Here is a 22,737-nt window from a genome sequence, read left to right as displayed (position 1 = left end):
TTTATTGTAATATTTTCTAACAAACATTTTTAAAAGGACCCTTTTCGAAGCATTGATATAATAATGTTCTCTAACATTTCGCGTCACATTTAATTACAAGTATCTTTTCTACTTCTTTTTCGCGATTTATAATGAGCACAGAACATGAGTAGACAGAAAATTTTAACAATAACAAATATGAGAGGAGATTTTTTATATGAAGTTATCAGAATTAAAAACTAGCGGTCACCCGAAAACACTATTTTCGTCTTTTCTGTATTTTGATGTCAGTTTTATGATTTGGGTTATTCTTGGAGCTCTAGGAGTTTTTATCACACAGGATTTCGGTTTATCACCTTCTCAAAAAGGAATGATCGTTGCCGTCCCTATTCTTGCAGGATCCGTATTCAGAATTGTATTAGGTATCTTAACAGATCGTTTTGGTCCTAAAAAGACAGCTATATTAGGAATGAGCATTACAACGATTCCTTTACTTTGGGGGTTATTTGCAGGTAATACCATTCCAGAGCTATATATGATAGGAATTTTATTAGGTGTAGCAGGAGCAAGCTTTGCTGTTGCACTTCCAATGGCAAGCAGATGGTACCCGCCACATTTACAAGGTGTAGCAATGGGTATTGCGGGTGCTGGAAATAGTGGAACATTAATTGCCACTTTATTTGGCCCTCGTTTAGCTGAAAACTTTGGTTGGCATGTAACAATGGGCCTTGCCATCATCCCACTTCTTATTACTTTTATTATTTTTATGATATTAGCGAAAGACGCACCAACTCAGCCTGCACCACAGCCTTTAGCAAATTACTTTAAAGTGTTTGCTCATAAAGATACATGGTTTTTCTGCTTACTATATAGTGTGACATTTGGTGGTTTTGTTGGTTTATCAAGTTTCCTTAGTATGTTCTTCGTTGATGAATATGGTCTTTCCTCCGTTCAAGCAGGTGACTTTGTTACACTCTGTGTTGCAGCAGGAAGCTTTTTCAGACCTGTTGGAGGATTTATCTCAGATAAAATAGGTGGAGTCAAAGTGCTATCATTTCTATTTATCGGTGTAGCTGTTTGTATGCTAGGTGTTAGTCAATTACCTCCACTATTTGCGATCACAGCATTACTATTTGTTGGAATGATGTGCTTAGGAATGGGAAATGGAGCAGTGTTCCAATTAGTACCTCAACGCTTCCAAAAAGAAATTGGTATGGTAACAGGAATTGTTGGTGCAGCAGGTGGTATCGGCGGTTTCTTCTTACCAAACATTTTAGGAACATTAAAAGAAATGACAGGATCATATTCTTCAGGGTTTATCACATTTTCAGGTATCGCCCTTGCTGCAATCGCGATTTTAATCATTGCCAACTTCTCATGGAGAAAAACATGGAACGTGAAGGATCGTGCAGTAAAGATATAATTTCAAAATCAACCAATCTAAGCCTAGCAGACTATTGCTAGGCTTTTTTTGTTGTTAGTTAGATGTAAGTAGACGTGATCTCGAATCCTTTACATCCACTATAAATCTGTTATAGTAGTATAAGTTAATTATTTACCTAGGTAAGTAATTCTAGGGGTGAACATATATGATAAATAAAAGTGAGTTATTTCATACGCTATATCAAAAAACAAGGCATATGACAAAAGAACTTAATGAACATTTACAAAAGCATCAATTATTTAGTTCTCAATGGTCGATCGTCTATTGCTTAAAAAGTAATGGTCCAATGACACAAAGTGAATTATGGCGTTATTTAGGTGTTGAAGCACCTACTGTCACACGCACACTTCTAAAGCTTGAAGACACTGGATGGATCTCACGAAAGCACGGAAAAGATAAGCGTGAACGATTTGTATTTCTTACTGAAAAGGCTGAAAGTCAATTACCCACAATTGAGAAAAGTGTTACAAACTTCGAAGAACAAATGCTAGATAAATTAACTGAAGAAGAACAAGAATATTTGCACTTCTTATTAAGTAAACTAGGAAACTCATAAGAAAAGTGGCAGTCGAAAAACATAAGGCAATAAGAATTGAAAGTGCTCTTCACCTTATTTTTTTGATTAGAGCCGATAACGTCTGAAACTAGACATAAAGAGCTAAGTAAAATTTACTTTTTCATAATATACCAAGGAGGCATGATGAAAATAATGAACACCTTTGATAAACAGCCGATTTGGACAAAGAGCTTTATTAGTATATTTTTAAGTAACTTTTTTCTCTTTGCCACCTTTTATGGACTATTAACTTCTTTACCGATATACGTTGTTGATGAACTCAATAGATCTAGTGTAGACGCAGGATTAATTGTAACAATTTTTCTTTTGTCAGCTATTATCATTAGACCTTTTTCCGGAAAATTACTTCAAGACTTTGGAAAGAAAAAAGTTTTAATGCTCAGTCTCAGTTTATTTACTTTATCATCCTTTCTATATTTATGGATTGATCATTATGGTCTTTTACTAGCACTACGTTTTTTCCATGGAATTTGGTTTAGCATTGCCACAACTGCAACTGGAGCAATTGCCGCAGATTTAGTACCAAATAAACGTCGTGGTGAAGGACTTGGTTATTTTGCCATGTCCATGAACTTAGCTGTTGTATTTGGTCCTTTTATTTCATTAACTTTATTACAGTTTTCTTCATTTTTCGTTCTTTTTCTTGTTTTAGCTTTATTAATGGTCATCGGTGTTGTTTTTACATCATTTAGTAAAATTAAGGAACTGCCAGCTAGTCAAAGAATAGCGGATAAAAAAATATCATTAGAAGATTTATTTGATAAAAAAGCACTACCTATTGCGTTGATCGGAAGCTTAGTTGCTTTCTCCTATTCTAGTGTGATTTCATTTATTTCTATGTATGCAAAAGAGCTAGAATTATTAGAAGCTGCTAGCTATTTCTTTGTTGTATTCGCTGTTGTAATGATTTTATCTAGACCTTTTAGTGGTCGTTTATTTGATACAAAAGGGCCAAATAGTGTCATTTATCCAGCTCTTATTTTCTTTGTACTCGGATTAATTCTTTTAAGTTTCGCTCAAACTACTTTTGTTTTCCTTTTAGCCGGGGGCTTAATCGGTTTAGGATATGGTTCACTTGTTCCTTGTTTACAAACACTCGCTATACAATCAACAGATTTGAAACGTAGTGGTCATGCAACAGCTACATTTTTCACGTTTTTTGATATCGGTATAGCAACTGGTTCGTACATTCTTGGTATCATAGTTTCACATCTTGGATATGAAGTGCTCTACTTCTATTCCGGCTTGTTTGTCATAGGAATTATCGCTATTTACACTTGGGTCCAGAGGAAAAAAGGAGCAACTTCTACACCCGTTTCTGCAAATTTATAAGCCAGAACAGTAAAACCTTCTCTATTTTTCACGATAGAGGGGGTTTTTTCGTGCCATCTTATGCAATATGATGCTTCCGTATCATTCATTTTTCAGTAATCATTCAACTTTTCGCCATAATCGTTCAACTTTCGGTGATAATCATTCAACTTTTTACGATAATCATTCAACTTTCTTAAATATTCCATCATTCGACAAATTTCGCCATCTTTACACGCACAACTCAACTTCATATAAGCCTCCCAAAAAAAAGAGTTAATGCTGCATAATTCAGCTCCCACTTATTAGAGAATAGTAAAACCTTCTCTATTTTTCACTATAGAGGGGGTTTTTTCGTGCCATCTTATGCAATATGATGCTTCCGTATCATTCATTGTTCAGTAATCATTCAACTTTGCACCATAATCGTTCAACTTTCGGTGATAATCGTTCAACTTTTCACGATAATCATTCAACTTTCTTCACTATTCCATCATTCGACAAATTTCGCCACCTATACTCGGACAACTCAATTTTAAATAGTCTCCCCCAAAAAAAGAGCTAAAGCCGCATAATTCAGCTTTAACTCTTTTCCCACTTATTAGTAAACACCACGAACATTCGGGTGGATATCATGATGATAAAAATCAGTTAACTTTTTAAGCTCAGCTTCACTGAAGTGTGGAACTTCTGTTGCTTGTAAGTTATCTTCTACCTGCTTCAATGTTTTAAAACCAGGAATAACGGTTGTAATTTCTTCATGATCCATAATCCATCGTAATGCAGCTCTCGTCATATTGCCACGACCTTCAGCAATCCACTTCAGCTGCTCACTTAATTCAACACCTTTAGAGAACTCCACCCCTGCGAATGTTTCGCCAACATTGAAATGTTCACCATCTTTATTAAAGTTACGATGATCATCTTCTTCAAACTTCGCTACTTTTGTGAATTTACCAGTCAACAAACCACTTGCTAAAGGAACACGTGCCAATATGCCAACACCCTTTTCCTTAGCTTGAGGAAGTAATTCTGTTACGGCTTTTTGACGGAAAATATTAAAAATAACTTGTAGTGCTTTTACATTTTCTTGCTCTAAGCAAAATAAGCCTTCTTCAACTGTTTCAACACTTACACCGTAGTGACGAATTTTCCCTTGTTGTTGCAATTTATCTAATACTTCAAACACACGTCCATCTTTTAAAATCTCCATTGGTGGACAATGAATTTGATAAAGATCGATTGTTTCACGTTGAAGGCGCTTTAAACTTGCTTCACAATATTCTGTAACCGTCTTTTCTGAATATGTTTCTGGATCAAAAACATCTCCAGCACGACAGAATTTTGTTGCTATATGTATTTTGTCTTCTTTACCTTTTGTTGCTTTTGCAAGTAATTCCTCACTATGTCCATCACCATAAACATCTGCAGTATCGAAAAAGTTAACACCTGCATCCATAGCTTTTTCTAATCCTTTTAATGCTTCTTGATCAGATGATTTACCCCAAGAACCTCCGATTGCCCATGTACCAAAACTTAACTCACTAACTTTAAGCTCTGTGTCTCCTAATTGACGATAGTTCATACTCTACACCATCCCTTTTCTTAAAGGCACTGTTTCGCTTACAATGCCTGATTTTTACTATAATATGTTCATTATAGTAAAATTGAAGCGTTAACAAAAGTAATTGAACTTCTTAACAACTGAAAAAGGTGAATATGAAAGATAACTCAACATTATCATCACATCCACCTCTTTATGATTATTTACTATGAATAATCGCATCCAAAGCTATAAACGCTTCCTGTTCAATCGCCTCAGAAACTAAATCTGTATGAGGGTTATAATCGTTTCGTAAATCAGCATCAGCGTAACCATCGATTGCAAGAATTGCCCCTGTGTTCACTCCTCTGATCGCGCCGATTGTAAAAAGAGCAGAGTTTTCCATCTCAACAGCTAAAACTCCAGCCTTTTTATAAAGTTCATGAGGAAACTCGATGATACCTGAATAAAACACATCCAATGTTAGCGTTATTCCTTCATGAATCTGTTGATTTCTTGCATTAGCTGCATCAGCTAATTGCTCGACAACTTGACGATTGGCAACGGCAGGGAAGCCTTCTGGTACAAGCTGGCTTGTTAAACCATCTCTTCTTACGGCAGCTGTGCTGATCACAATGTGTCCAGGCTGAATTTCCGCTTGATAAGAACCTGCTGTTCCTATCCTAATAATGGTTTTGGCACCACCCTTTGCTAGCTCTTCAAAGCAAACAGCAGCCCCTGGTGATCCTACTCCATGACTGACAATGGCTAACTCAACACCTTGCCAGCTTCCTTTATAAGAATGATATTCTCTGTTTTTTGCAAGAAGCTTAGAGTCATCAAGTAAACTAGCAATTTTTTCTGCACGTGCTGGATCACCACAAACTAGTACCTTTTTAGGTAATTCATCTGAGTTCACTTTTAGATTTGTCAATAACTCAGTCATAGTCCTTTTTCTCCCATTCATCCTCTGGTATTGGCAAATCTTCACCAGAAAAGCGCTCTTCCTTGAAAGGATCACCATTCATATGAAACCCATTTTGTTCCCAAAATCCTGGTTTGTTTTCGTCAATGAACTCTATTCCTCTTATCCATTTCACACTTTTCCAAAAGTATAAATGAGGAACAACCAATCGAAGTGGCCAACCATGTTTATCTGTTAGAGGTTCATTTTCAAATGAATGTGCTAATAATACATCATCACGGTCCAAATCAGATAATTCGAGGTTTGCGGTATAATCTTGATCTGCATGAAGCATCACATATTTACCCTTTGGATTAATATTCAGCTCTTTTAATAAATCCTTGAAAAGCACTCCTGTAAATGTGTTATCAAAACGAGACCATCTTGTCACACAATGAATATCACATGTTACAGAAGATTGATTGAGTTTCATAATGTCATCAAATGTTAAAGTTATTTCTTTATCAATAGCCCCAAAGATTTTTAATGTCCAATTTTCAAGATCATACTTAGGAACTTCACCTTCATGTAAAATGGGAAAACGCTCTGTTAATACCTGACCAGGTGGTAAACGTTTTGCTAGCTTTGGATCGACGGCAGGTACTTTCATGCGTTTAATTCGATCTGCTTTATTCATTATTTATCTTCCTTTCAGGTTATTTATATATCTACTATCTTTTTATCTTCCACTTTGTTGATTACCAAGCTGTGAACCCATTCCACGATCTCTTAATAAGAACATAGCTAATATCGTAATTAAATATGGTAGCATTTGCGTAAATTGAGTTGGTAGGGAAAAGCCTTGCAGTCGGATACTGATTGCATCCATAAATCCAAATAAAAGACTAGATCCGATAATCCCAATTGGATGTGATTGACCGAGCATCATGGCAACTAATGCGATAAAGCCACGTCCAGCTGTCATTCCTTCAGTAAATAAAGTCACTTGTCCAAGTGAAAGCTGAGCACCGGCAAGTCCACATAAAACACCACTCAAACCTATAGCTAAGTACTGTAATGAACTCACTTTTAAACCAATACTTTTTGCTGCTGTTGGATTCATTCCAACAGATAAAACTCTAAACCCAATAACTGTTCGATAAAAAAATACATACAATAAAATGGCTGCTAAAAAGGCAAAATAAACAAGTGGTGAATGTCCTGAAAGAATAGAACCTATAACTGGTATTTCCTGGATGAATGGAATATCCCATTTTGGAAGTCCTTCCATATCTTTATCATAATAAGCACCTTTTACCTGAAAGATTGTTCTCAAAGCAAATGTTGTAAGCCCCAGTGCCAAAAAGTTAATGGCAACACCAACAACAATATCATTTGCTTTTAACTGAATGGTCATAACCGCAAAGAGTATGGCAAATAAAAATGACATAAGAGCTGCGAATAAAACAGCTAGCAGCACATTACCCGTTAAATGATTTCCTACTATTGCTGAAAAGGCTCCGATTAGCACTAAGCCCTCTAAACCAACATTAAATAAACCAACACGTGCACATAATGCACCACCAAGTGCAGCTAATAAAATGGGTGTAACCATACGAATGGTTGAGCTAAGTAATGTAAGGTCAAAGAGTTCCATGTGATCCACCCACTTTCGATTTTCTTTTCCACCATTTTAACGTGATTTTTGCAGAAATAAATAAGATAAGAACAGATTGAATGATGCTTGAAACCTCTAAAGGAACTTGCGTATTTCGCTCCATGCCCATTGCACCCGTTTCAATTGCCGCCAAGAAAATAGACGTAATCGCTGTACCAATTGGATGAGAGTTTGCTAGTAAAGTTGCCATCAACCCTGTCCATGCATATCCTGGGACAGTAAGAGCACCATCTACAAATCGATATTGTGAGCCTAACACTTCAACTGTACCGGCTAAGCCTGATAAAGCACCACTAATAAACATACTTGTGAGCATCACTTTTACTTTGTTTACACCACCATATGATGCAAAGAATGGATTCAAGCCTAGCATTTTCACTTCATATCCAGCAGAAGTTGTTCGAAAAATAATAAACATAATAATTGCTGCACCCACTGCGATTAAAAAGCCCCAATGAACACTCATTCCTTGAAAAAGTTTAGGAAGCCAAATACTTTGATCTAGCATATGAGTTTGCGCCAAAGCACCTGATCCTGTTTTATCTTGAAATGGATCTGATACTAAATAGCTCGCAAATAAAACAGCTACATAGTTTAAAAGTAACGTAGAAATTAGTAATTGAACTTTAAATTTTGCTTCAAGCCAGCCTGCAAGTAATGACCAAAGTCCACCGGCAAGAATTCCAACTAACAAAACGAGAAGCGTTTTTCCAATTCCAGTACCAGGAATATAAACACCTGCTAATGCAGCACTCACTGCACCTAAAACCATTTGTCCTTCTGCTCCTAAGTTAAAAACACCTGCTCTAAAAGCTAGCGCAACACCTAGTCCAACAAGCATAATAGGTGTTGCTCTCGCTAGTGTTGATGTGAGGAAGTAAAAATTTCCAAAGGCACCATTCCACATTTCTTTATAAGAAGCAAGAACAGGTTCCCCAACAATACTTATCGCAATCGCTCCTGTTAACAAGCCTAAAAATATTGCAAAAAAGGGTTGTAGTAGCGCGTGAAATAACCGCTTTATACCATTCTGAACGCCTGTCATGTTGTAACCCCTCCTGCCATTAAGACACTAATTGCTTCTTCAGTAGCATCTTTGCGTGCTATTTCACCAACAACTTTTCCTTCATACATCACAAGAATACGATCAGAAAGTGCCATAATCTCCGTTAACTCTGACGAAACTAGTAAAACAGCTTCTCCTTTATTCCGTTTATGAAGAAGAGCTTCATGTATGTATTCCATTGCCCCAATATCAACACCGCGAGTTGGTTCTGCCGCAATTAGAATTGGTGTTTCTTGTCCAAGTTCTCTTGCTACAATCAGTTTTTGCAGATTACCGCCTGATAAATTCCCTGCTGCTTCCTCAAGTAAACCGGCTTTAATTTCAAATTTATTAATCCAATCCTGAACTAATTTTCTGAAAGGCTTTTTTAGTAAGAAGGATTTAGAACGATACATTGGTTTTGTGTGATACCCCATTAATGCTGTTTCTTCAACCGTTGCTTCCTTAGCTGCACCCCATAAGTAACGATCTTCTGGTATATGTGATAATCCCGCTTCACGAATGGCTGCAACTTGCTGATTTGTCACTTCTTTTCCATCTAAATAGACATTTCCTTGTTCTATGGACCTTAGCCCAGTTATAGCCTGAAGAAGCTCTGATTGTCCATTACCTGAAACACCCGCTATGCCAACAATTTCACCCTGATTCACAGTGAAGGAAATATCATCAAGAATAGGCTTGTTCGTTTTTTCTTGAATGGTGATATTTTTTACTTCAAGAATGGGCTTTCCATCCATTGGCGTAAGTGTACTTAAATTTTGGAGATCACGGCCTACCATCAATTTTGCTAGTTCATCTACTGATGTTTCTTGTCTTGAAACAGAGCCTGTTACTTTACCATTTCTCAAGACAGTCATTTTGTCAGCTACTTCCATCACTTCACGTAGTTTATGAGTAATAAGAATAATACTTTTCCCTTGATTTGCTAGCTCACGAACTGTTTGTAATAAGCCCTTAACCTCTAAAGGAGTTAAAACTGCCGTTGGCTCATCCAAAATAATAATGTCAGCACCTCGATAAAGAACCTTTAAAATTTCAATCCGTTGTTGTTCTCCTAAAGAGCAAGTAGCTGTCTTAGCATTAGGTCTAACAGGAATTTTATATTGATCTACTAATCCCTGAACCTCTTCAATCGCCTTTTTACGATTAAAAAATCCAACTTTACGAGGCTCGTGACCGATGACAATATTTTCTGCTGCAGTAAAATCAGGAAATAACATAAAATGTTGATGGACCATTCCAATTTTATTTTCGATTGCATCATTAGGATTAGAAAACACTACCTTTGTTCCATCTAAATAAATATCGCCAGAGGTAGGCTGTTCCATCCCATAAAGCATTCTCATTAGTGTTGTTTTACCTGCACCATTTTCACCAATAACCGCGTGAATTTCACCAGTACTTAACGAAAGAGATATTGAATCATTCGCTTTAAAGCTACCATAGTTTTTCGTCATATTTTTCATTTCTAAACGAACAGCCATATAACTTCCTCCTCCCCAAAAAGCATGGGAAACCGACTGCTATAAAAGTAGTCGGTTTCCATTTATTCATATTTTATTAGTTTTCTAATGGATTTTTAATTTCTAGTTTTCCACTGATAATATCATCTTTAATAACCTTCACTTTATCGATTGCTTCTTGACCGACAAAGTCATTTAAAGGTGTGCTACTGTCATGTGTTACATATGTTAATCCAACACCATTTTCTTTTAAGCCATAAGCAACAACACCTGCTTCATACGTTCCTTCAGCAAAAGCTTTAATTGTTTCATAAGCTACCGCATCTGTACCTTTTAGTTGGGAAAGAACAATATGTTCAGGATCAAGCTCTGTTCGATCGATATCTTGTCCTGCTGTATAGAAACCTTCTTCTTTAGCCGCTTCAAAAACCCCAAGATCTCCTACCGCTGCAGCACCAGCTATAAAGTCAGCACCTTTTGAGAATTGAAGTAATGCAAGTTCTTTTGCTTTTGCTGGATCATCAAAGCTACCAACATAATTCACTAAAAATTGTGCATCTGGATTTGTTGATTTAAGTCCTTCTTCAAAAGCAACTGTCCATTTTTTTAGAAGTGGAATATCTACTGCTGCGACCATTCCAACTGTATTTGTTTTTGTTGATAAACCTGCTGTAGCTCCTAATAAGTACGCTGCTTCATGTTCTCTAAAATTAACACTTCGCACATTTGGTAAATCAACTGTTGTATCTATAATGGCAAATTGTTGATCAGGATTTTCTCCTGCTACCTTTTTAAGTGAATCTTCTGATTCAAATGAAGATGTAATAATCAGATCATATCCTTCTGCTACTGCAACACGAAGGTTTTCTTCTATTGCTGTTATATCTGTAGATTCAATTGTTTTAAATTCGAAACCAAATTCTTCTGCAGCTTTTTTAGCTCCTTCATCCATCTGTTGGAAAAATGGATTCACACCAATTTTCTCAGGAAGAATTAGTGCAATTTTCTTTGATTTTTCTTCTGATGCTTTATCACCAGCAGATTTAGTTGTTTCATTTGCACCACAACCAGCTAAAAGTAATGTAAACAATGCTAAAAAGACAAATATTTTTTTCATAGATGCTCCACCTTCTTCGGTATTTTTTATCATAGTGACAACTATACAACAGTTTTAGAGAAAATTAAACCCCAAAACACAAACATTATAAACATAAATTTATTTATTGTTCGTTTTTAAATAATAAAAAACTCTTCCCTTTAACAGGAAGAGTTGTCTTATTAAGATCTCTTCCTTATCTATCAGAACAAGAAATTGCTCTGCAGGATTTAGCACCTTTCTATGTTTTCTTTCACATAGTGGTTGCTGGGCGTCATAGGGCCAGTCCCTCTGCCTCTCTTGATAAGGTTTGTCGTAAATTGTCGTAAAATTAAATTATTTTCTATTTTAAAGGAAATTTAAGATTTTGCAAGGTATTTTTTTATTTTTTCAAAAAACTTTGTGTGTGTGTATAAAACAACAAAATCAAATGTATAGCGATTATTAAAGAGAGGTACCTATATAAAAATAGATACCTCATAAAGCATTCTATATATAACTATCAAAGGGACTGTGACGATTATTCAGCAGCATTTAGATTTATATTTTCAAGCAAACTTTGTTGCTTTATAAAAAGTATTTTGCTGGTTGATTTCCGCTACAGGTTGCTCGCTTTCCGCAGGCGGGCGGTGAGCCTCCTCCCGCAAGAGTCTCGCACCTTTCGCTACAATCAATCCAAAATAGTTTTATTCAACATACTTTAAACACAACAAACTTGTAGAAAAGAGCTTTAATATAACTTAAAGCTCCAATAACTAGAATATAGATCGTGAACCTTTATAATAAATAGGTATTAATTTTCCACCAAAATCTCACCAATATCAGTACTGACCTTAAGCATTGGACCACCATTGCCAATTTGCGTTACAATACTACCTGATGATTTGTTATCATAGCCTTTAAAACCATTTATTGAAACCTCACCAATATCACTACTTAAATCAAATCCAATGTTACTAGGTTCATTTGCAAAGCTTACAGTGACTTCACCGACATCTGATGAAAGTTCAATATCATCTGTCATCTCAGCTACTTTTAAGTCAATTTCTCCAGTATCTGTTTGAGCTTTAATTTTCCCACTTATATTCTCTAATTCAACTTCTCCTACATTTGATTGGAAATCACCAATTCCAGTGAAACCATTTACATAAATTTCCCCAACATCACTATGTGCCTTTAACTCATCCACATCAATGCCATCAATAGCAATTTCACCTACATCTGTTTTCACATCAAGTTTGTTAAGCAACTCTTTTGGGACACTTACATCTAACACTCGTTTACTATTAAAATCAGCATTGATAAACGGAATTTGCAAAAAGAATGTATTTTTCCTTTGACTAACATTTACCTCGACTGTAGATCCTTTTTCTTCAACTGAAAATTCCATTTGATCTTTAAGCTTTTTTGCTATACTACCGTGTAAATGAACATCGATTTCATCATTCTTACCTTCCTTTATATTCACTTCCCCGACATCTACTTTTATGATCATTGAATCTATTTTACTAGAAGCAAATGTTTCTCTTTCATTAAGACTAGTATTCTTTCCAACTGAAAACACATTTCCACTAACAGTAAAGAAACCTATGATACCAATAATAAGTGTGATTAAAGCTGTTAAAGCTACCTTTTTCATCGACTTTCTCCCCCTTTTGCAATCCTTATATTGAACCTTATGTATTTTAAAATGACTTTATAAAGAAACTTACCAACATAAATCATACCAATGCTCATTAACACACCAAGACTACAAAGAATAACGCTAGCAAAAAAGCCTAATAAAAAGTCTCCCAGCCCACTAAAAAATAATGATACAATCCATGCAATTGGGGAGAGAGTAAAGCCTAGAGCAACAGCTGATAAAGCAATATATACACCTATAATGGCTACAATCGGTCCTAGTAGGAAAATAATATTAAAAAAGCTTAAGCTTATTGTTGCAAGCACAACATTGAACATACTTTTTACTGATTGATCTGTTTCTGCTTGTGTAACTCTATATTCAACAAGTAAATCCTTTGCAATGACTCTTGGATTACCTAACCCTTGTGAGATTTCTTCTTCAGATTTGCCTTCCTGAATCCCAATTTTGAAATGCTCCTCAAAATCATAAAGCATTTCACTACGATCATGCTGTGGCACACTTTTAAGCTGATTTGATAATTCACCTAAAAACTTTTGCTTATTCATTTGTCATCCCCTCTTCAATTAACTGATTTACACCTGAACTAAACTGCTGCCATTCTTCAACCAAATTCACCATATACTCTCGGCCCTTCTCTGTTAGGGTATAATACTTCCGTGACGGTCCTTCTGTAGATTCAACTAGATATGTTGTAAAGAAATCTTCCTTTGTTAATCTACGAAGCAACGGATATAATGTCCCTTCTGCAACATCTATCTTCTTTGAAATATTTTGTGCTAGTTCATATCCATATTGATCCTTTTGAGAGATCAGTACTAAAACACAAAGCTCTAGCACACCTTTCTTAAATTGAACATTCATTTTCGGTCAGCTCCTATTATATGTTGATCACTACTGTGTATTGTCTACTAGTGGACCAAAAAAATACGTTTTTTCCAATTTCAAGTATATCATACCATTCACTAGTGAACATTACAAGGTACTAATCAATAAATTTACAAAAATTTTCCTTGTTCCATTTCAAAAGAAAAAAACGACTATAAAAAAGCCGTTTTCATCTTAAGAATACATTATTAGGATCTTTTAGCCCAATGGATATATCATTCATCTCAACAGTATTTAGGTGTAATTCATTACCTGTGTTGGTTTTTATATTTGTTGTATCAAGTTGGAAAAGGTACAATAAGTCATTTTCCAATCCAGGTTTCTTTGTTGTTAATTCTATTGATTTTAATTCTAGACTACTTTTTACATCTTCTAAAGCATCACGATTTGTTTGTAGCTCTATTCTAAACTGATAAGGAGTTGAAATAAAGGTTCTCCGATCACCTTTATTGATTTTCCAGTTTAAATTTTCAGCACGTTCACAAATCTTTTCAACATCCTCAACTGTTACGAAGTAGCCTAAATGATCAAATATGACCTTCTTACCAAACCCGATCGAGATATTTACTTTCCCTTTTTTTAACTCAATAATTCGAAAGAGAATCTTTTCAGCACGAAAATCATCCCATTGTAAAGGTGGATTAAATGACTGAAATTCACCATTAAACTTCCCTATTCTTTGAGTAACTGTAAAACCATGCTGTACATAGAATTTCTCAGTTTCCTCCAAATAAGGTGTCCAAAAATGGTAGTGAAATAGACTTGGTTTACTCATTGATTTTCGTTTCTTCTTGCTTTTGATAAAACTGAACTAAAGCTATAATCGCACTTCCCATTCGCTCTTCTTCTGGGATAACCATACGAGTTATTCCAACTTCTCTAAGAGCTTGAGCTGTTACTTTACCAACAGATACAGCAATCACATTTGTACGAAAAGCATGTAAAAGCGCCTGATTCTTGCCTTTTTCTTTCGCATAAGCCAGTAAAAACCTTGCTTGTGGTGTGCTTGTGAAATTAACCGCATCAATTTTCCCACTTAAAATTTCATCAATTAACTGCTCCATTACTTCAGGCTTTGGTGGAATATGTTGATAAGGAAGAATCTCACGATACTCAGCACCTTGCTTCTTTAGCCAGTCAATCAATAATGGTGCAGGATCTCCATGAAGCTGTAGAGCGACCCGACAACCTGTTAATTTATGAGCATCAAGTTGTCTTACCAAACCAGCTGTACTGCCATCATCATCTCTTACATCTATTTTAATGCCTAATTTTTTTAATACATTGACCGTTTTATAGCCTCGAGCTGCAATTTTTGCGTTTTGCAGAGCTTCAATAAATGTTTCGCCTAATCCCATATTTACTGCTGTTTGATATAATTTATCTGTCCCAATACCTGTTGTAAAGATCAGCCAATCAAAATCACCTGTTACTAGTGCGTGTATTTCCTTTTCAACGTTTGATTCATCTAGAAATACAGTACCCTGTGCAGGACGAATGAGTGCTACTCCACCTAAATTTTCTACAAGCTTGCTTAATTCTTCAGATTTCCTTTGTCCAACAAGTGCGATCGTTTTACCGTTTAGTCGTTTCAAAAAAATCCCTCCGTCATGAGTCATTTCTATTATTTTACCATCATTCTAGGTTAGATTAATAAAACAATAGATAAAAAAGACCTGTAGAGCAGATATAAATGTTAAAACTAGATGTTTTTTCAAAGGTAATTCGTATTGCGAAGCGAAAATTAACGAATTCGTTATTTCCTAAAACCAGTTAAGCTGAAAATTAGATTTTAAATAAAGTAACACCAATTTGTGTTTGTTTTTATGTAAAGTACACTTTACAGTAAAGTTTCCTTTACAGTAAAATAATGGTTGTAGAGGAAGTGTGATTTTAATGAAAAATCGTATGAAACAGTTAAGACAGGAAAATGGAATTTCTCAGGAACGTATGGCAGAGATGCTAGAAGTTTCACGTCAGACAATTATATCTATTGAAAAAGGTCGATATAATCCTTCATTGCCTCTTGCTATTCAAATAGCACGATGTTTTAACACAATTGTAGAAGAAGTTTTTCTATTAGAAGACGAAGGAAAGGAATAGGTTTTACAGGATTATTTCGAAGCTAGTAGAGAGGGGAATATTTATGCAAATGAGTAGTAAAGTTGGGAGAAGATTTTTCTTATTTAGTGGTTTGTTATTTTTATTTTATAGCTTGTTACTAAGTTTTGCGAGTATATCCACTGGTTCTTTCTTTATTGGATATGAATTTGTTTTTCTAGGTTCAACAGTTATGTGTTTTTGTTTATCGTACCTCTATCCGCAATTTAAAGAAAATGATGAACGATCAAAAAGAATCCGAGAAAGAGGGATGTTTGTAAGCTATTTCTTTATATTAGGTTATATGGTCGTACTCATGCCGCTTCTTTATTTTGAAATCATTCAGCTAAGTGGATATCAGACTGTTAGTTTGTTAGCAACATTAATGATAATTACGGTATTTTCTTCGTTTGTTGTATTGTCGAAGCGTTATTAAAAAATTGTTTTTAATTTAATTTAGCGCAAAAATTAGCTCCTTTCATTTCGCTGCAGACACAAGTCTCATTGGGGAGGAACCCAAGTGTCTGCAGCTTCATTCCACTAAGTTTTTTAAACTTAAGAATCTTATAAATAGATTAAAATAATGTATTTCAAATTGGAAACAATCTTAGAGAATTTAAAATTAATTTCTTATATCTAATATTTTACACGAAGTTTATTCTATAAGTATAATAGGATGTTTCCTCCCTCTCTTCCTAAACGTTTTTATATCCAACGAAAAGCATATAACATAGTTTAGTTAGAGACTAATGTGAATTAGATCATCAACACACTCGTTTCAACTATTAAATAATCTATTCTTATTAATTAGTGACGATGAATTTTTAGACTTTCTTATTACACATAAGCGCTTTGTTTGCTGAATATGGCTTTTAAACAAAAAATACCCGTTATCTAACTAAAGATTACACAATAAAACAAAAATTGAACAAGTAATGTGCCGAATAATCTTGAAGTTACCATCATTATAGAGATGCTTTTTAGCCTATTGTAACTCCCTCGTTGATTAACAAAATCGTCTGCAATTAAAGATATTTTTAGGTCAATAAAGATAACCAAAAGTGTTGTTGCTATACCATTTATTAAACCGATGCCATAATTGCCGTAAAAGCTCTTTCAGGAGCTAGTATGCAGCATATATAATGCAACTAATTAATACACCGATTGTATTAAATGCTGTTATTATCACAAATACGAAAAATAATTTTACTGGCATATCTTTAACCCCGGCTTCCCGAAAGTATCAAAACTTAGGTAGACTAAAATGTGTTATGCCACGTTTTATGTATTGTATGGAGAATATCCTTTTCATAAAAAGCGGAACGAGCATTTTTCCTCAAATAAATGAATAATTGCCCTTTAAAATAAAGAGCTATAAAAGTTGGGAGTAGAATTTTCCCAATAACCTTTCCAACCGTTGAAGTACCAATAAGAAGTCGAAATTAAGCCCCTACAAACTCCAGAGCATTTTCATTTGTAGCAGTATCAATTAATCTTCTAGTTAATGGTTGTCGAATCATATTCGCTAATCGTGATACTATGACAATTATGTTAAAGAGAGATTAAGCTGACGCTATCATTTTGACTCTTGCACCCGATTACCTCACATCATAAGCGAGTGTTTCAATAGAATGTATGATAAAAATAAAAAAACAATAAATAATAATTTTTCAGTTAAGAACTACACATTTAGTTAACAACTATTGTTTTATACGCATGTTATATCATCACACACTCATCAAAAAAATCACAAAAATATTTTTAACCGCATCTTTTGTTGTAAGTTACGTTTATATTTATTAAGAAGCTAAAAAACCCCATTTCTCAATGGGGTTTGATACTTACTGCTGCCTATCCTTATTATTTAATTTGTTTTATCCATTCAGAAGTAACACTCACCATTTCATCTTGTTGCTTCTTAACAGATATTTCTGCCTCATTATCTCCTTTCTGTTTACCATAAACACCAAATTGACCATGATTGCCTCCTTTTATTTCATGCATTGTTGCATTACTAGACAAAAACTTCTTAGTTTCGTTAATTTTTTCTACTGTGGTTAAGCCGTCCATTTCTGCATAGATCGAAAGTATCGGAGTGTTCGTTTTTGATAAATCATTCCCTTCACTAGGATAGGAACCTAATAGGAAAACTCCATCTATTTTTTTAGGATGCTCATAAGCAAATTTAACAGCTGCAACTCCGCCTAATGAATGTCCACCTATTACCCATTTTCCAATTGATGGGTAGTTCTCTATTATCTTAGTAGCTTTGTTAGAATCAAACAGCGCAAAATTAAAACGAACTTTAGGTATGACCACCAAATACCCTTTGTTTGCTAATTGTTTTCCATAGTAACTGTATGCTTCAGGTTCTACTTTTCCACCAGGATATAACACAATCCCTATATTACTTGAATGCTGATTGAAAATGATCCAATCTTCCTCAAATTGAATTTCACTTTTATCTAAAAGTGTATCGAGCTCTGAAGAAGGTTTATAGGTTTGTTGTGACCATGTAAAAAATCCAAGAAATAACACGACCAGTAATAAAATAATGCCGATTAGCATGTATTTCAATTTTCTTTTCATCGTAGATTCACTCCATTATGAAATGATAAAGGATGTGCAAAGATTGGGCACATCCTTTTTTTATTAATTTTCTTTTTCTTGTAGTCCTTTCAATTTCCCCGGCCAAAAAGCAAATTTCCCTAAAACGGTCGTAATGGCAGGTACTAGGAACGGGCGAACAATAAATGTATCTAAAAGAACACCTAAAGCTGTGATAATCCCAAACTGAACCAGAACTTGTATTGGCAATGTAGCTAGAACGGCAAAGGTTGCAGCAAGAATAATACCTGCCGAAGTAATAACACCACTTGTTTCACTTACCCCTTTTTTAATCGCTTGTTTCAATGGCATGTGCTTTCTTTTCTTCCATATGCTTGAGATCATGAAAATATTATAATCTTCTCCAAGAGCTACTAAGAAAACAAATGCATATAAAGGAATGGCTCCTTGTATTGCACCGACTCCCATTACATTATGGATAATAAACCACCCTAACCCTAAAGCTGCACTATAAGATAAAACAACAGTTCCAACTAAATACAGCATGGCTATGATTGAACGTAAGTAAACTAAGAGTAGAATAGATATGAAGACAATTATTAATGGAACTATGAGATTAGTGTCTTCATTACTGGTGATCATCGTGTCATATTGGGTTGCCGTTTGGCCTCCGATCCATACTTTTTCCTCCGCAGAGGATATATCTGATTGTGTTAATTCTTGCACCGCTGCATCTCTTAACTCTGGAATAGCTTCCATCGCCTCTGCACTATAAGGATTCACATTAAGTTTGACATCATATACCTTTAAATTTTCATGATCCACACCATTTTGCGGGGCAGACACTGTATCAACAAGATTATGTTTCTGTAACTCTTTTTCTATGTCTACTGTTTTTCCTTCCGTATCAATGACGACTTGAACAGGTGCTAATTCACCAGGGGAATAAGCATCCGAAATAACCTGAAAACCTTCCCGTGATGGCATATCTTCAGGGAAAGAAGATAATAAATCATAGGTATATTTAATTTGACTGGAATACATGGAGAAAGCCCCAAAGAAAACGAGACAAATGATAATAATTGTCCACGGTTTTGTCGTCACAATCGTTCCGACCCAATTTCCGAAACGACTCTTTTCTTTACGTATTCGTATCGGCTTACCTTTCTTTTTAGCCAGCTCTTCCTCCATTTCAGGAGTACGGGGAATGAACGGATAAAAGGAAGCTCTTCCCGTAACAGAAAGTAAAGCTGGGATAAGCGTTAAACTTGCTATTCCCATAACAAAAATAGATAAGCTAAAAGGAACAGCAAATCGATGGTAAGCTCCATATTTCGCTACAATTAGCACTAGCAGAGCAATAACTACTGTTAATCCACTCATGGCTATTGCACCTGAAGCTTCTTGGAATGCATGAATAAGTGCTTTTCTCTTATCCTTTACTTTTCGAAGTTCATCACGATACTGAGAAATTATAAATAAGCAGTAATCTGTTCCAGCTCCAAATAATAAAACGGTCATGATAGCTATAGCTTGTGAGTCAACCGTAATCCACCCTTTGTCTGCTAAAATACCCAGAATTGGACTAAGGACCATATAGGCAAAACCTACACCAATTAAAGGAATAATCGCCAAAATCGGGGAACGGTAAATGACAAGAAGGAGAATTAATACTAATAGAACTGTTGCAATTAGTAATGTTACATCTGCTCCTTCAAAAAGGCTTGTAGCATCTACCTGAATCCCAACTGGCCCTGTCACTCGAGTGCTTAGTTTATCAGGATCATCAATATTTGTAGCAAAAGAATCGTAAGAAACCTTCTCTTCTACTTGCTCTTTGACCTTATCTACATTTTTTTCCAGAATATCAGTCTCAATATTTTCTTCAAAAAAGATAGGTTGTACGAGGGTGGTGCCATCTTCAGAAATCATCTCTTGCAAAGCAGGTATTGGCATCTTATGCAAAGGAGGTGTAGATGATTGCCCTTCTAACGGTTTATCAGATAAATCCTCTGACATTTTTTGAACAGCTTTTAAATTTTCTTCATTTAAACCTGCTTCATTATGCCATGTAAGTAACGCCGGCACTCCTGAAGAATTAGGGAATTCTTCTTTAATTTGATTATCTGCTTCTACAGAAGGTGAATCTTCACTTAAGTTCGGGGCATTATTAACCTCAGTTTCGTTAACAGGCGGCCAGGCAATGGTTAATACCACAGTTACTATAATCCAGGCTGCAATGACAATCCATCGACTTACTCTCCCTGTCATATACTGGCTGATTGTGGTTAAAGGTGATTTCTTCACATAAACTCCCTCATTTCAATGTTTGTTTGTTTTACTAAATTACATTAAAATTAAAATATCACTAAGTATAATTATATATACCGGAAGGTTAATTAATCAACTAGTTTAAATGTGCCAATTTTTTGAACTAGAAGGAGGAGCTTATGCATGGACCCTAAGAAATCTAAGAGAACACCTGGCAGACCTAGAGTTAAGGCTGAAATGAATATAACGAGGGAGCGAATTGCAAAAACAGCAGCACACCTATTTATGACATATGGATACGAAGTTGTTTCGATGCAACAAGTAGCTGACGCAAGCAATGTTACAAAAGCCAGTGTTTATTACTATTTTAAAGATAAGGCAACACTATTCACTACAGCTGTATCAAGCATGTTTCAGCGTATTACAAAACGTGTGGAGGAATTATTAAACAGCTCGAAAGGATTAGAGAACAGATTATATAAAGTTACTTTAGAACATCTACAGCGACCTCACGTTGATTTTGAAACATTATTACAAGAAGCGAGTTCTTCCCTTACAGAAGATCATATCCGTGAAATTCGTGCCTCTGAGAAAGAAATCCATAAAGCCCTTGAAAATATATTTAAACAGGCAATGGAAAATGGAGAAATCGTCACAACTAGCCCATTGCTGCTAGCACATGCATTTTCCACCGTAACAATGATTAAAAACAAAACAGAATTAATAACTGAATTAGGAGGATATGAAAAAACAGCTCAGTCTTTAGTAGATCTTTTTTGGACAGGTATAGCACCTAAATAAAGCAGTGAAGGCTCCCCCCTTTCAACAAAAGGATTGGAGCCTTCAACTTTGATGCTCTGAGACAAATTTAGCCTCTCGTCTTTTCACATATAATATAATCGTTTTTTCTCTCTTCATATTGACAATAACGGGAATACTCAAATTTAATTGTGTTAATAGATATTTCTCACATGTTTTCACAGATAGTTTCTCTTTCCAATAATCATCTTCATATCTAGAAATAGTTTGTGAAAATCATATGAAAAATCATTGAAAACTTTCCACATGTTAAATTACCAAGCAAAATAAAGCGTGAATTCGTATGTGAATTCACGCTTTTACTTTGTTGATCTGCTTTTTGCACTCTTAGTCGGAACCCGTTAGTAGTGCATTAGAACTCTTTTTACTTTTTTTGCTGTTGTCTATAATTAATGCTACTAAGTCCTCTAGAAGCATGAAATTATATCAATATACAACAAAATTAACTAAAACAACTTTTAAAACACAATCGTTTTATTTCCATGAACCAGGATACGGTCTTCTAAGTGCCATTTAACTGCACGAGCTAACACACTACGTTCAATCGATCGACCTATTTTCTTTAGTTTATCAACATTATCTCGATGATCGACACGGCTTATATCCTGCTCAATGATTGGTCCTTCATCAAGATCATTTGTTACATAATGTGATGTGGCTCCAATTAATTTTACTCCTCGGTTATAAGCTCTTTCATAAGGTCTTGCCCCGATAAACGCAGGTAAGAAGGAGTGATGAATATTAATGATTTTATTAGGGTTTGCCGAAACAAATGTTGGTGTCAGAATTTGCATGTAACGAGCTAACACAATTAAGTCAATATCATATTCTTTTAATAACTTTAATTGTTTTTCTTCTACTTCCTGTCTAATATCTTTATTAGCAGGGATATGATAAAACGGAATGTTTAAGTTCTCAACAACTTCTCTTGCTTCTTCATGGTTACTAATCACAAGGGCGATATCTGCCATTAAATCTCCACTTTGCCATTCCCATAGAAGCTCTAGCAAGCAATGAAGCTCTTTTGAAACAAATATTGCTACCTTCTTTAAATTGTACACATGTGTGAAGCTCCACTCCATTGAAAATTCTCCAGCAATCTCAGTGAATTCCTGCTCCATTTTACTTGCCTTTTCATCGAGATTCGGACATTCAAATTCAATACGAATAAAAAATGATCCACCCTCTGGATTTGTTGAATATTGGCTAGATTCAATGATATTTGCTTGATGGGAAAATAAGAATTTTGAAATGGTCGAAACAATACCTGGTTGGTCAGGACAGCTTACTAATAAACGTCCACGATTTTTGTTACGTACTTGAAATTGTTCTACTTGATCTTTAATAAATGAATTCATGATACAAACCTCTCTGTAAGTGATTAA

General features: G+C 35.2%; 22 protein-coding genes, 1 pseudogene and 1 riboswitch. Of the genes and pseudogenes, 6 read left to right on the top strand and 17 right to left on the bottom strand.

What is annotated here, in order from left to right; all coding sequences use genetic code 11:
* Nucleotides 1-196: 196 nt before the first annotated feature.
* From LC076_RS11545 to LC076_RS11535, 3 genes are all read left to right on the top strand, one after another.
* A complete protein-coding gene (locus LC076_RS11545; RefSeq protein ID WP_226669012.1) occupies nucleotides 197-1,402 on the top strand; it encodes a nitrate/nitrite transporter in 1,206 nt (401 codons plus the stop codon).
* 166 nt (nucleotides 1,403-1,568) lie between these two features.
* The gene (locus LC076_RS11540) at nucleotides 1,569-1,979 is read left to right on the top strand and encodes a MarR family winged helix-turn-helix transcriptional regulator (RefSeq protein ID WP_226669010.1); all 411 of its coding nucleotides are present in this window, start codon (nucleotides 1,569-1,571) and stop codon (nucleotides 1,977-1,979) included.
* Nucleotides 1,980-2,123: 144 nt separating this feature from the next.
* Entirely contained in the window at nucleotides 2,124-3,332 is a 1,209-nt protein-coding gene (locus tag LC076_RS11535) for an MFS transporter (RefSeq protein WP_226669007.1), read from the top strand.
* Nucleotides 3,333-3,424: 92 nt separating this feature from the next.
* Here the strand turns inward: LC076_RS11535 and LC076_RS11530 are convergent, their stop codons facing one another.
* The 13 genes from LC076_RS11530 to LC076_RS11470 form a co-directional block, all read right to left on the bottom strand.
* Entirely contained in the window at nucleotides 3,425-3,565 is a 141-nt protein-coding gene (locus LC076_RS11530; RefSeq protein WP_226669005.1) for a hypothetical protein, read from the bottom strand.
* A gap of 347 nt (nucleotides 3,566-3,912) precedes the next feature.
* The gene (locus LC076_RS11525; protein WP_226669003.1) at nucleotides 3,913-4,896 is read right to left on the bottom strand and encodes an aldo/keto reductase; all 984 of its coding nucleotides are present in this window, start codon (nucleotides 4,894-4,896) and stop codon (nucleotides 3,913-3,915) included.
* Nucleotides 4,897-5,074: 178 nt separating this feature from the next.
* Nucleotides 5,075-5,800, bottom strand: a complete 726-nt coding sequence (locus LC076_RS11520; protein WP_226669000.1) for a nucleoside phosphorylase — start codon at nucleotides 5,798-5,800, stop codon at nucleotides 5,075-5,077.
* Nucleotides 5,793-6,455 (bottom strand): sulfite oxidase-like oxidoreductase, encoded by a 663-nt coding sequence (locus LC076_RS11515; protein ID WP_226668997.1) that lies wholly within the window; start codon nucleotides 6,453-6,455, stop codon nucleotides 5,793-5,795. The genes LC076_RS11520 and LC076_RS11515 overlap by 8 nt, the downstream gene beginning before the upstream one ends.
* 42 nt (nucleotides 6,456-6,497) lie before the next feature.
* Nucleotides 6,498-7,415 (bottom strand): ABC transporter permease, encoded by a 918-nt coding sequence (locus LC076_RS11510; RefSeq protein WP_226668994.1) that lies wholly within the window; start codon nucleotides 7,413-7,415, stop codon nucleotides 6,498-6,500.
* The gene (locus LC076_RS11505; RefSeq protein WP_226668991.1) at nucleotides 7,402-8,481 is read right to left on the bottom strand and encodes an ABC transporter permease; all 1,080 of its coding nucleotides are present in this window, start codon (nucleotides 8,479-8,481) and stop codon (nucleotides 7,402-7,404) included. Before LC076_RS11505 ends, LC076_RS11510 begins: the two co-directional genes overlap by 14 nt.
* A complete protein-coding gene (locus tag LC076_RS11500) occupies nucleotides 8,478-9,986 on the bottom strand; it encodes an ABC transporter ATP-binding protein (protein WP_226668989.1) in 1,509 nt (502 codons plus the stop codon). The genes LC076_RS11505 and LC076_RS11500 overlap by 4 nt, the downstream gene beginning before the upstream one ends.
* A 76-nt stretch (nucleotides 9,987-10,062) precedes the next feature.
* Nucleotides 10,063-11,082 (bottom strand): BMP family protein, encoded by a 1,020-nt coding sequence (locus tag LC076_RS11495; RefSeq protein WP_226668986.1) that lies wholly within the window; start codon nucleotides 11,080-11,082, stop codon nucleotides 10,063-10,065.
* Nucleotides 11,083-11,254: 172 nt separating this feature from the next.
* Nucleotides 11,255-11,371, bottom strand: a riboswitch (SAM riboswitch).
* A gap of 483 nt (nucleotides 11,372-11,854) precedes the next feature.
* Nucleotides 11,855-12,700, bottom strand: a complete 846-nt coding sequence (locus LC076_RS11490; RefSeq protein WP_226668983.1) for a DUF4097 family beta strand repeat-containing protein — start codon at nucleotides 12,698-12,700, stop codon at nucleotides 11,855-11,857.
* Nucleotides 12,697-13,254: an HAAS signaling domain-containing protein gene (locus LC076_RS11485; RefSeq protein ID WP_226668981.1), complete on the bottom strand. Its 558-nt coding sequence runs from the start codon at nucleotides 13,252-13,254 to the stop codon at nucleotides 12,697-12,699. The genes LC076_RS11490 and LC076_RS11485 overlap by 4 nt, the downstream gene beginning before the upstream one ends.
* Nucleotides 13,247-13,570: a PadR family transcriptional regulator gene (locus LC076_RS11480; protein WP_226668977.1), complete on the bottom strand. Its 324-nt coding sequence runs from the start codon at nucleotides 13,568-13,570 to the stop codon at nucleotides 13,247-13,249. The genes LC076_RS11485 and LC076_RS11480 overlap by 8 nt, the downstream gene beginning before the upstream one ends.
* A 193-nt stretch (nucleotides 13,571-13,763) precedes the next feature.
* Nucleotides 13,764-14,369 (bottom strand): hypothetical protein, encoded by a 606-nt coding sequence (locus LC076_RS11475; protein ID WP_226668974.1) that lies wholly within the window; start codon nucleotides 14,367-14,369, stop codon nucleotides 13,764-13,766.
* Nucleotides 14,362-15,189: a uroporphyrinogen-III synthase gene (locus tag LC076_RS11470; protein ID WP_226668972.1), complete on the bottom strand. Its 828-nt coding sequence runs from the start codon at nucleotides 15,187-15,189 to the stop codon at nucleotides 14,362-14,364. Before LC076_RS11470 ends, LC076_RS11475 begins: the two co-directional genes overlap by 8 nt.
* A 301-nt stretch (nucleotides 15,190-15,490) precedes the next feature.
* On the opposite strand from LC076_RS11470, the gene LC076_RS11465 reads away from it, so the two are divergent.
* Both LC076_RS11465 and LC076_RS11460 read left to right on the top strand, forming a co-directional pair.
* Entirely contained in the window at nucleotides 15,491-15,697 is a 207-nt protein-coding gene (locus LC076_RS11465; protein WP_204954951.1) for a helix-turn-helix transcriptional regulator, read from the top strand.
* Between the two features lie 43 nt (nucleotides 15,698-15,740).
* Nucleotides 15,741-16,130 carry a hypothetical protein gene (locus LC076_RS11460; protein ID WP_226668971.1) on the top strand — a complete coding sequence of 130 codons (390 nt, stop codon included), beginning with the start codon at nucleotides 15,741-15,743 and terminating at the stop codon, nucleotides 16,128-16,130.
* 458 nt (nucleotides 16,131-16,588) lie between these two features.
* Here LC076_RS11460 and LC076_RS24500 read toward each other — a convergent pair.
* The 3 genes and pseudogenes from LC076_RS24500 to LC076_RS11440 all read right to left on the bottom strand — a co-directional run bounded on the left by LC076_RS24500 (nucleotide 16,589) and on the right by LC076_RS11440 (nucleotide 20,569).
* Nucleotides 16,589-17,361: pseudogene (locus LC076_RS24500) on the bottom strand (lipid II flippase family protein).
* A gap of 193 nt (nucleotides 17,362-17,554) precedes the next feature.
* Entirely contained in the window at nucleotides 17,555-18,283 is a 729-nt protein-coding gene (locus LC076_RS11445) for an alpha/beta fold hydrolase (RefSeq protein ID WP_226668968.1), read from the bottom strand.
* A 63-nt stretch (nucleotides 18,284-18,346) separates the two neighbouring features.
* Nucleotides 18,347-20,569 carry an MMPL family transporter gene (locus LC076_RS11440; protein WP_226668966.1) on the bottom strand — a complete coding sequence of 741 codons (2,223 nt, stop codon included), beginning with the start codon at nucleotides 20,567-20,569 and terminating at the stop codon, nucleotides 18,347-18,349.
* A gap of 147 nt (nucleotides 20,570-20,716) precedes the next feature.
* Between LC076_RS11440 and LC076_RS11435 the strand changes: the two genes are divergently transcribed.
* Nucleotides 20,717-21,334, top strand: a complete 618-nt coding sequence (locus tag LC076_RS11435; RefSeq protein WP_226668963.1) for a TetR/AcrR family transcriptional regulator — start codon at nucleotides 20,717-20,719, stop codon at nucleotides 21,332-21,334.
* A 476-nt stretch (nucleotides 21,335-21,810) separates the two neighbouring features.
* Here LC076_RS11435 and purU read toward each other — a convergent pair whose 3' ends face one another.
* Nucleotides 21,811-22,710: a formyltetrahydrofolate deformylase gene (gene purU, locus LC076_RS11430; RefSeq protein ID WP_226668962.1), complete on the bottom strand. Its 900-nt coding sequence runs from the start codon at nucleotides 22,708-22,710 to the stop codon at nucleotides 21,811-21,813.
* Between the last annotated feature and the right edge of the window lie 27 nt (nucleotides 22,711-22,737).

It is taken from the genome of Metabacillus litoralis, assembly GCF_020524045.1.
Taxonomy (GTDB): Bacteria; Bacillota; Bacilli; order Bacillales; family Bacillaceae; genus Metabacillus; species Metabacillus litoralis_C.
Note: the sequence above shows the minus strand (reverse complement) of the source record. Positions and strands in the feature narration are given on the sequence as shown.

What these genes read in the sequence shown, in the direction of transcription:
- LC076_RS11545 (WP_226669012.1), top strand. Translation starts at nt 197, where the DNA reads ATGAAGTTATCAGAATTAAAAACTAGCGGTCACCCGAAAACACTATTT.
- LC076_RS11540 (WP_226669010.1), top strand. Translation starts at nt 1,569, where the DNA reads ATGATAAATAAAAGTGAGTTATTTCATACGCTATATCAAAAAACAAGG.
- LC076_RS11535 (WP_226669007.1), top strand. Translation starts at nt 2,124, where the DNA reads ATGAAAATAATGAACACCTTTGATAAACAGCCGATTTGGACAAAGAGC.
- LC076_RS11530 (WP_226669005.1), bottom strand. Translation starts at nt 3,565, where the DNA reads ATGAAGTTGAGTTGTGCGTGTAAAGATGGCGAAATTTGTCGAATGATG.
- LC076_RS11525 (WP_226669003.1), bottom strand. Translation starts at nt 4,896, where the DNA reads ATGAACTATCGTCAATTAGGAGACACAGAGCTTAAAGTTAGTGAGTTA.
- LC076_RS11520 (WP_226669000.1), bottom strand. Translation starts at nt 5,800, where the DNA reads ATGACTGAGTTATTGACAAATCTAAAAGTGAACTCAGATGAATTACCT.
- LC076_RS11515 (WP_226668997.1), bottom strand. Translation starts at nt 6,455, where the DNA reads ATGAATAAAGCAGATCGAATTAAACGCATGAAAGTACCTGCCGTCGAT.
- LC076_RS11510 (WP_226668994.1), bottom strand. Translation starts at nt 7,415, where the DNA reads ATGGAACTCTTTGACCTTACATTACTTAGCTCAACCATTCGTATGGTT.
- LC076_RS11505 (WP_226668991.1), bottom strand. Translation starts at nt 8,481, where the DNA reads ATGACAGGCGTTCAGAATGGTATAAAGCGGTTATTTCACGCGCTACTA.
- LC076_RS11500 (WP_226668989.1), bottom strand. Translation starts at nt 9,986, where the DNA reads ATGGCTGTTCGTTTAGAAATGAAAAATATGACGAAAAACTATGGTAGC.
- LC076_RS11495 (WP_226668986.1), bottom strand. Translation starts at nt 11,082, where the DNA reads ATGAAAAAAATATTTGTCTTTTTAGCATTGTTTACATTACTTTTAGCT.
- LC076_RS11490 (WP_226668983.1), bottom strand. Translation starts at nt 12,700, where the DNA reads ATGAAAAAGGTAGCTTTAACAGCTTTAATCACACTTATTATTGGTATC.
- LC076_RS11485 (WP_226668981.1), bottom strand. Translation starts at nt 13,254, where the DNA reads ATGAATAAGCAAAAGTTTTTAGGTGAATTATCAAATCAGCTTAAAAGT.
- LC076_RS11480 (WP_226668977.1), bottom strand. Translation starts at nt 13,570, where the DNA reads ATGAATGTTCAATTTAAGAAAGGTGTGCTAGAGCTTTGTGTTTTAGTA.
- LC076_RS11475 (WP_226668974.1), bottom strand. Translation starts at nt 14,369, where the DNA reads ATGAGTAAACCAAGTCTATTTCACTACCATTTTTGGACACCTTATTTG.
- LC076_RS11465 (WP_204954951.1), top strand. Translation starts at nt 15,491, where the DNA reads ATGAAAAATCGTATGAAACAGTTAAGACAGGAAAATGGAATTTCTCAG.
- LC076_RS11460 (WP_226668971.1), top strand. Translation starts at nt 15,741, where the DNA reads ATGCAAATGAGTAGTAAAGTTGGGAGAAGATTTTTCTTATTTAGTGGT.
- LC076_RS11445 (WP_226668968.1), bottom strand. Translation starts at nt 18,283, where the DNA reads ATGAAAAGAAAATTGAAATACATGCTAATCGGCATTATTTTATTACTG.
- LC076_RS11435 (WP_226668963.1), top strand. Translation starts at nt 20,717, where the DNA reads ATGGACCCTAAGAAATCTAAGAGAACACCTGGCAGACCTAGAGTTAAG.
- purU (WP_226668962.1), bottom strand. Translation starts at nt 22,710, where the DNA reads ATGAATTCATTTATTAAAGATCAAGTAGAACAATTTCAAGTACGTAAC.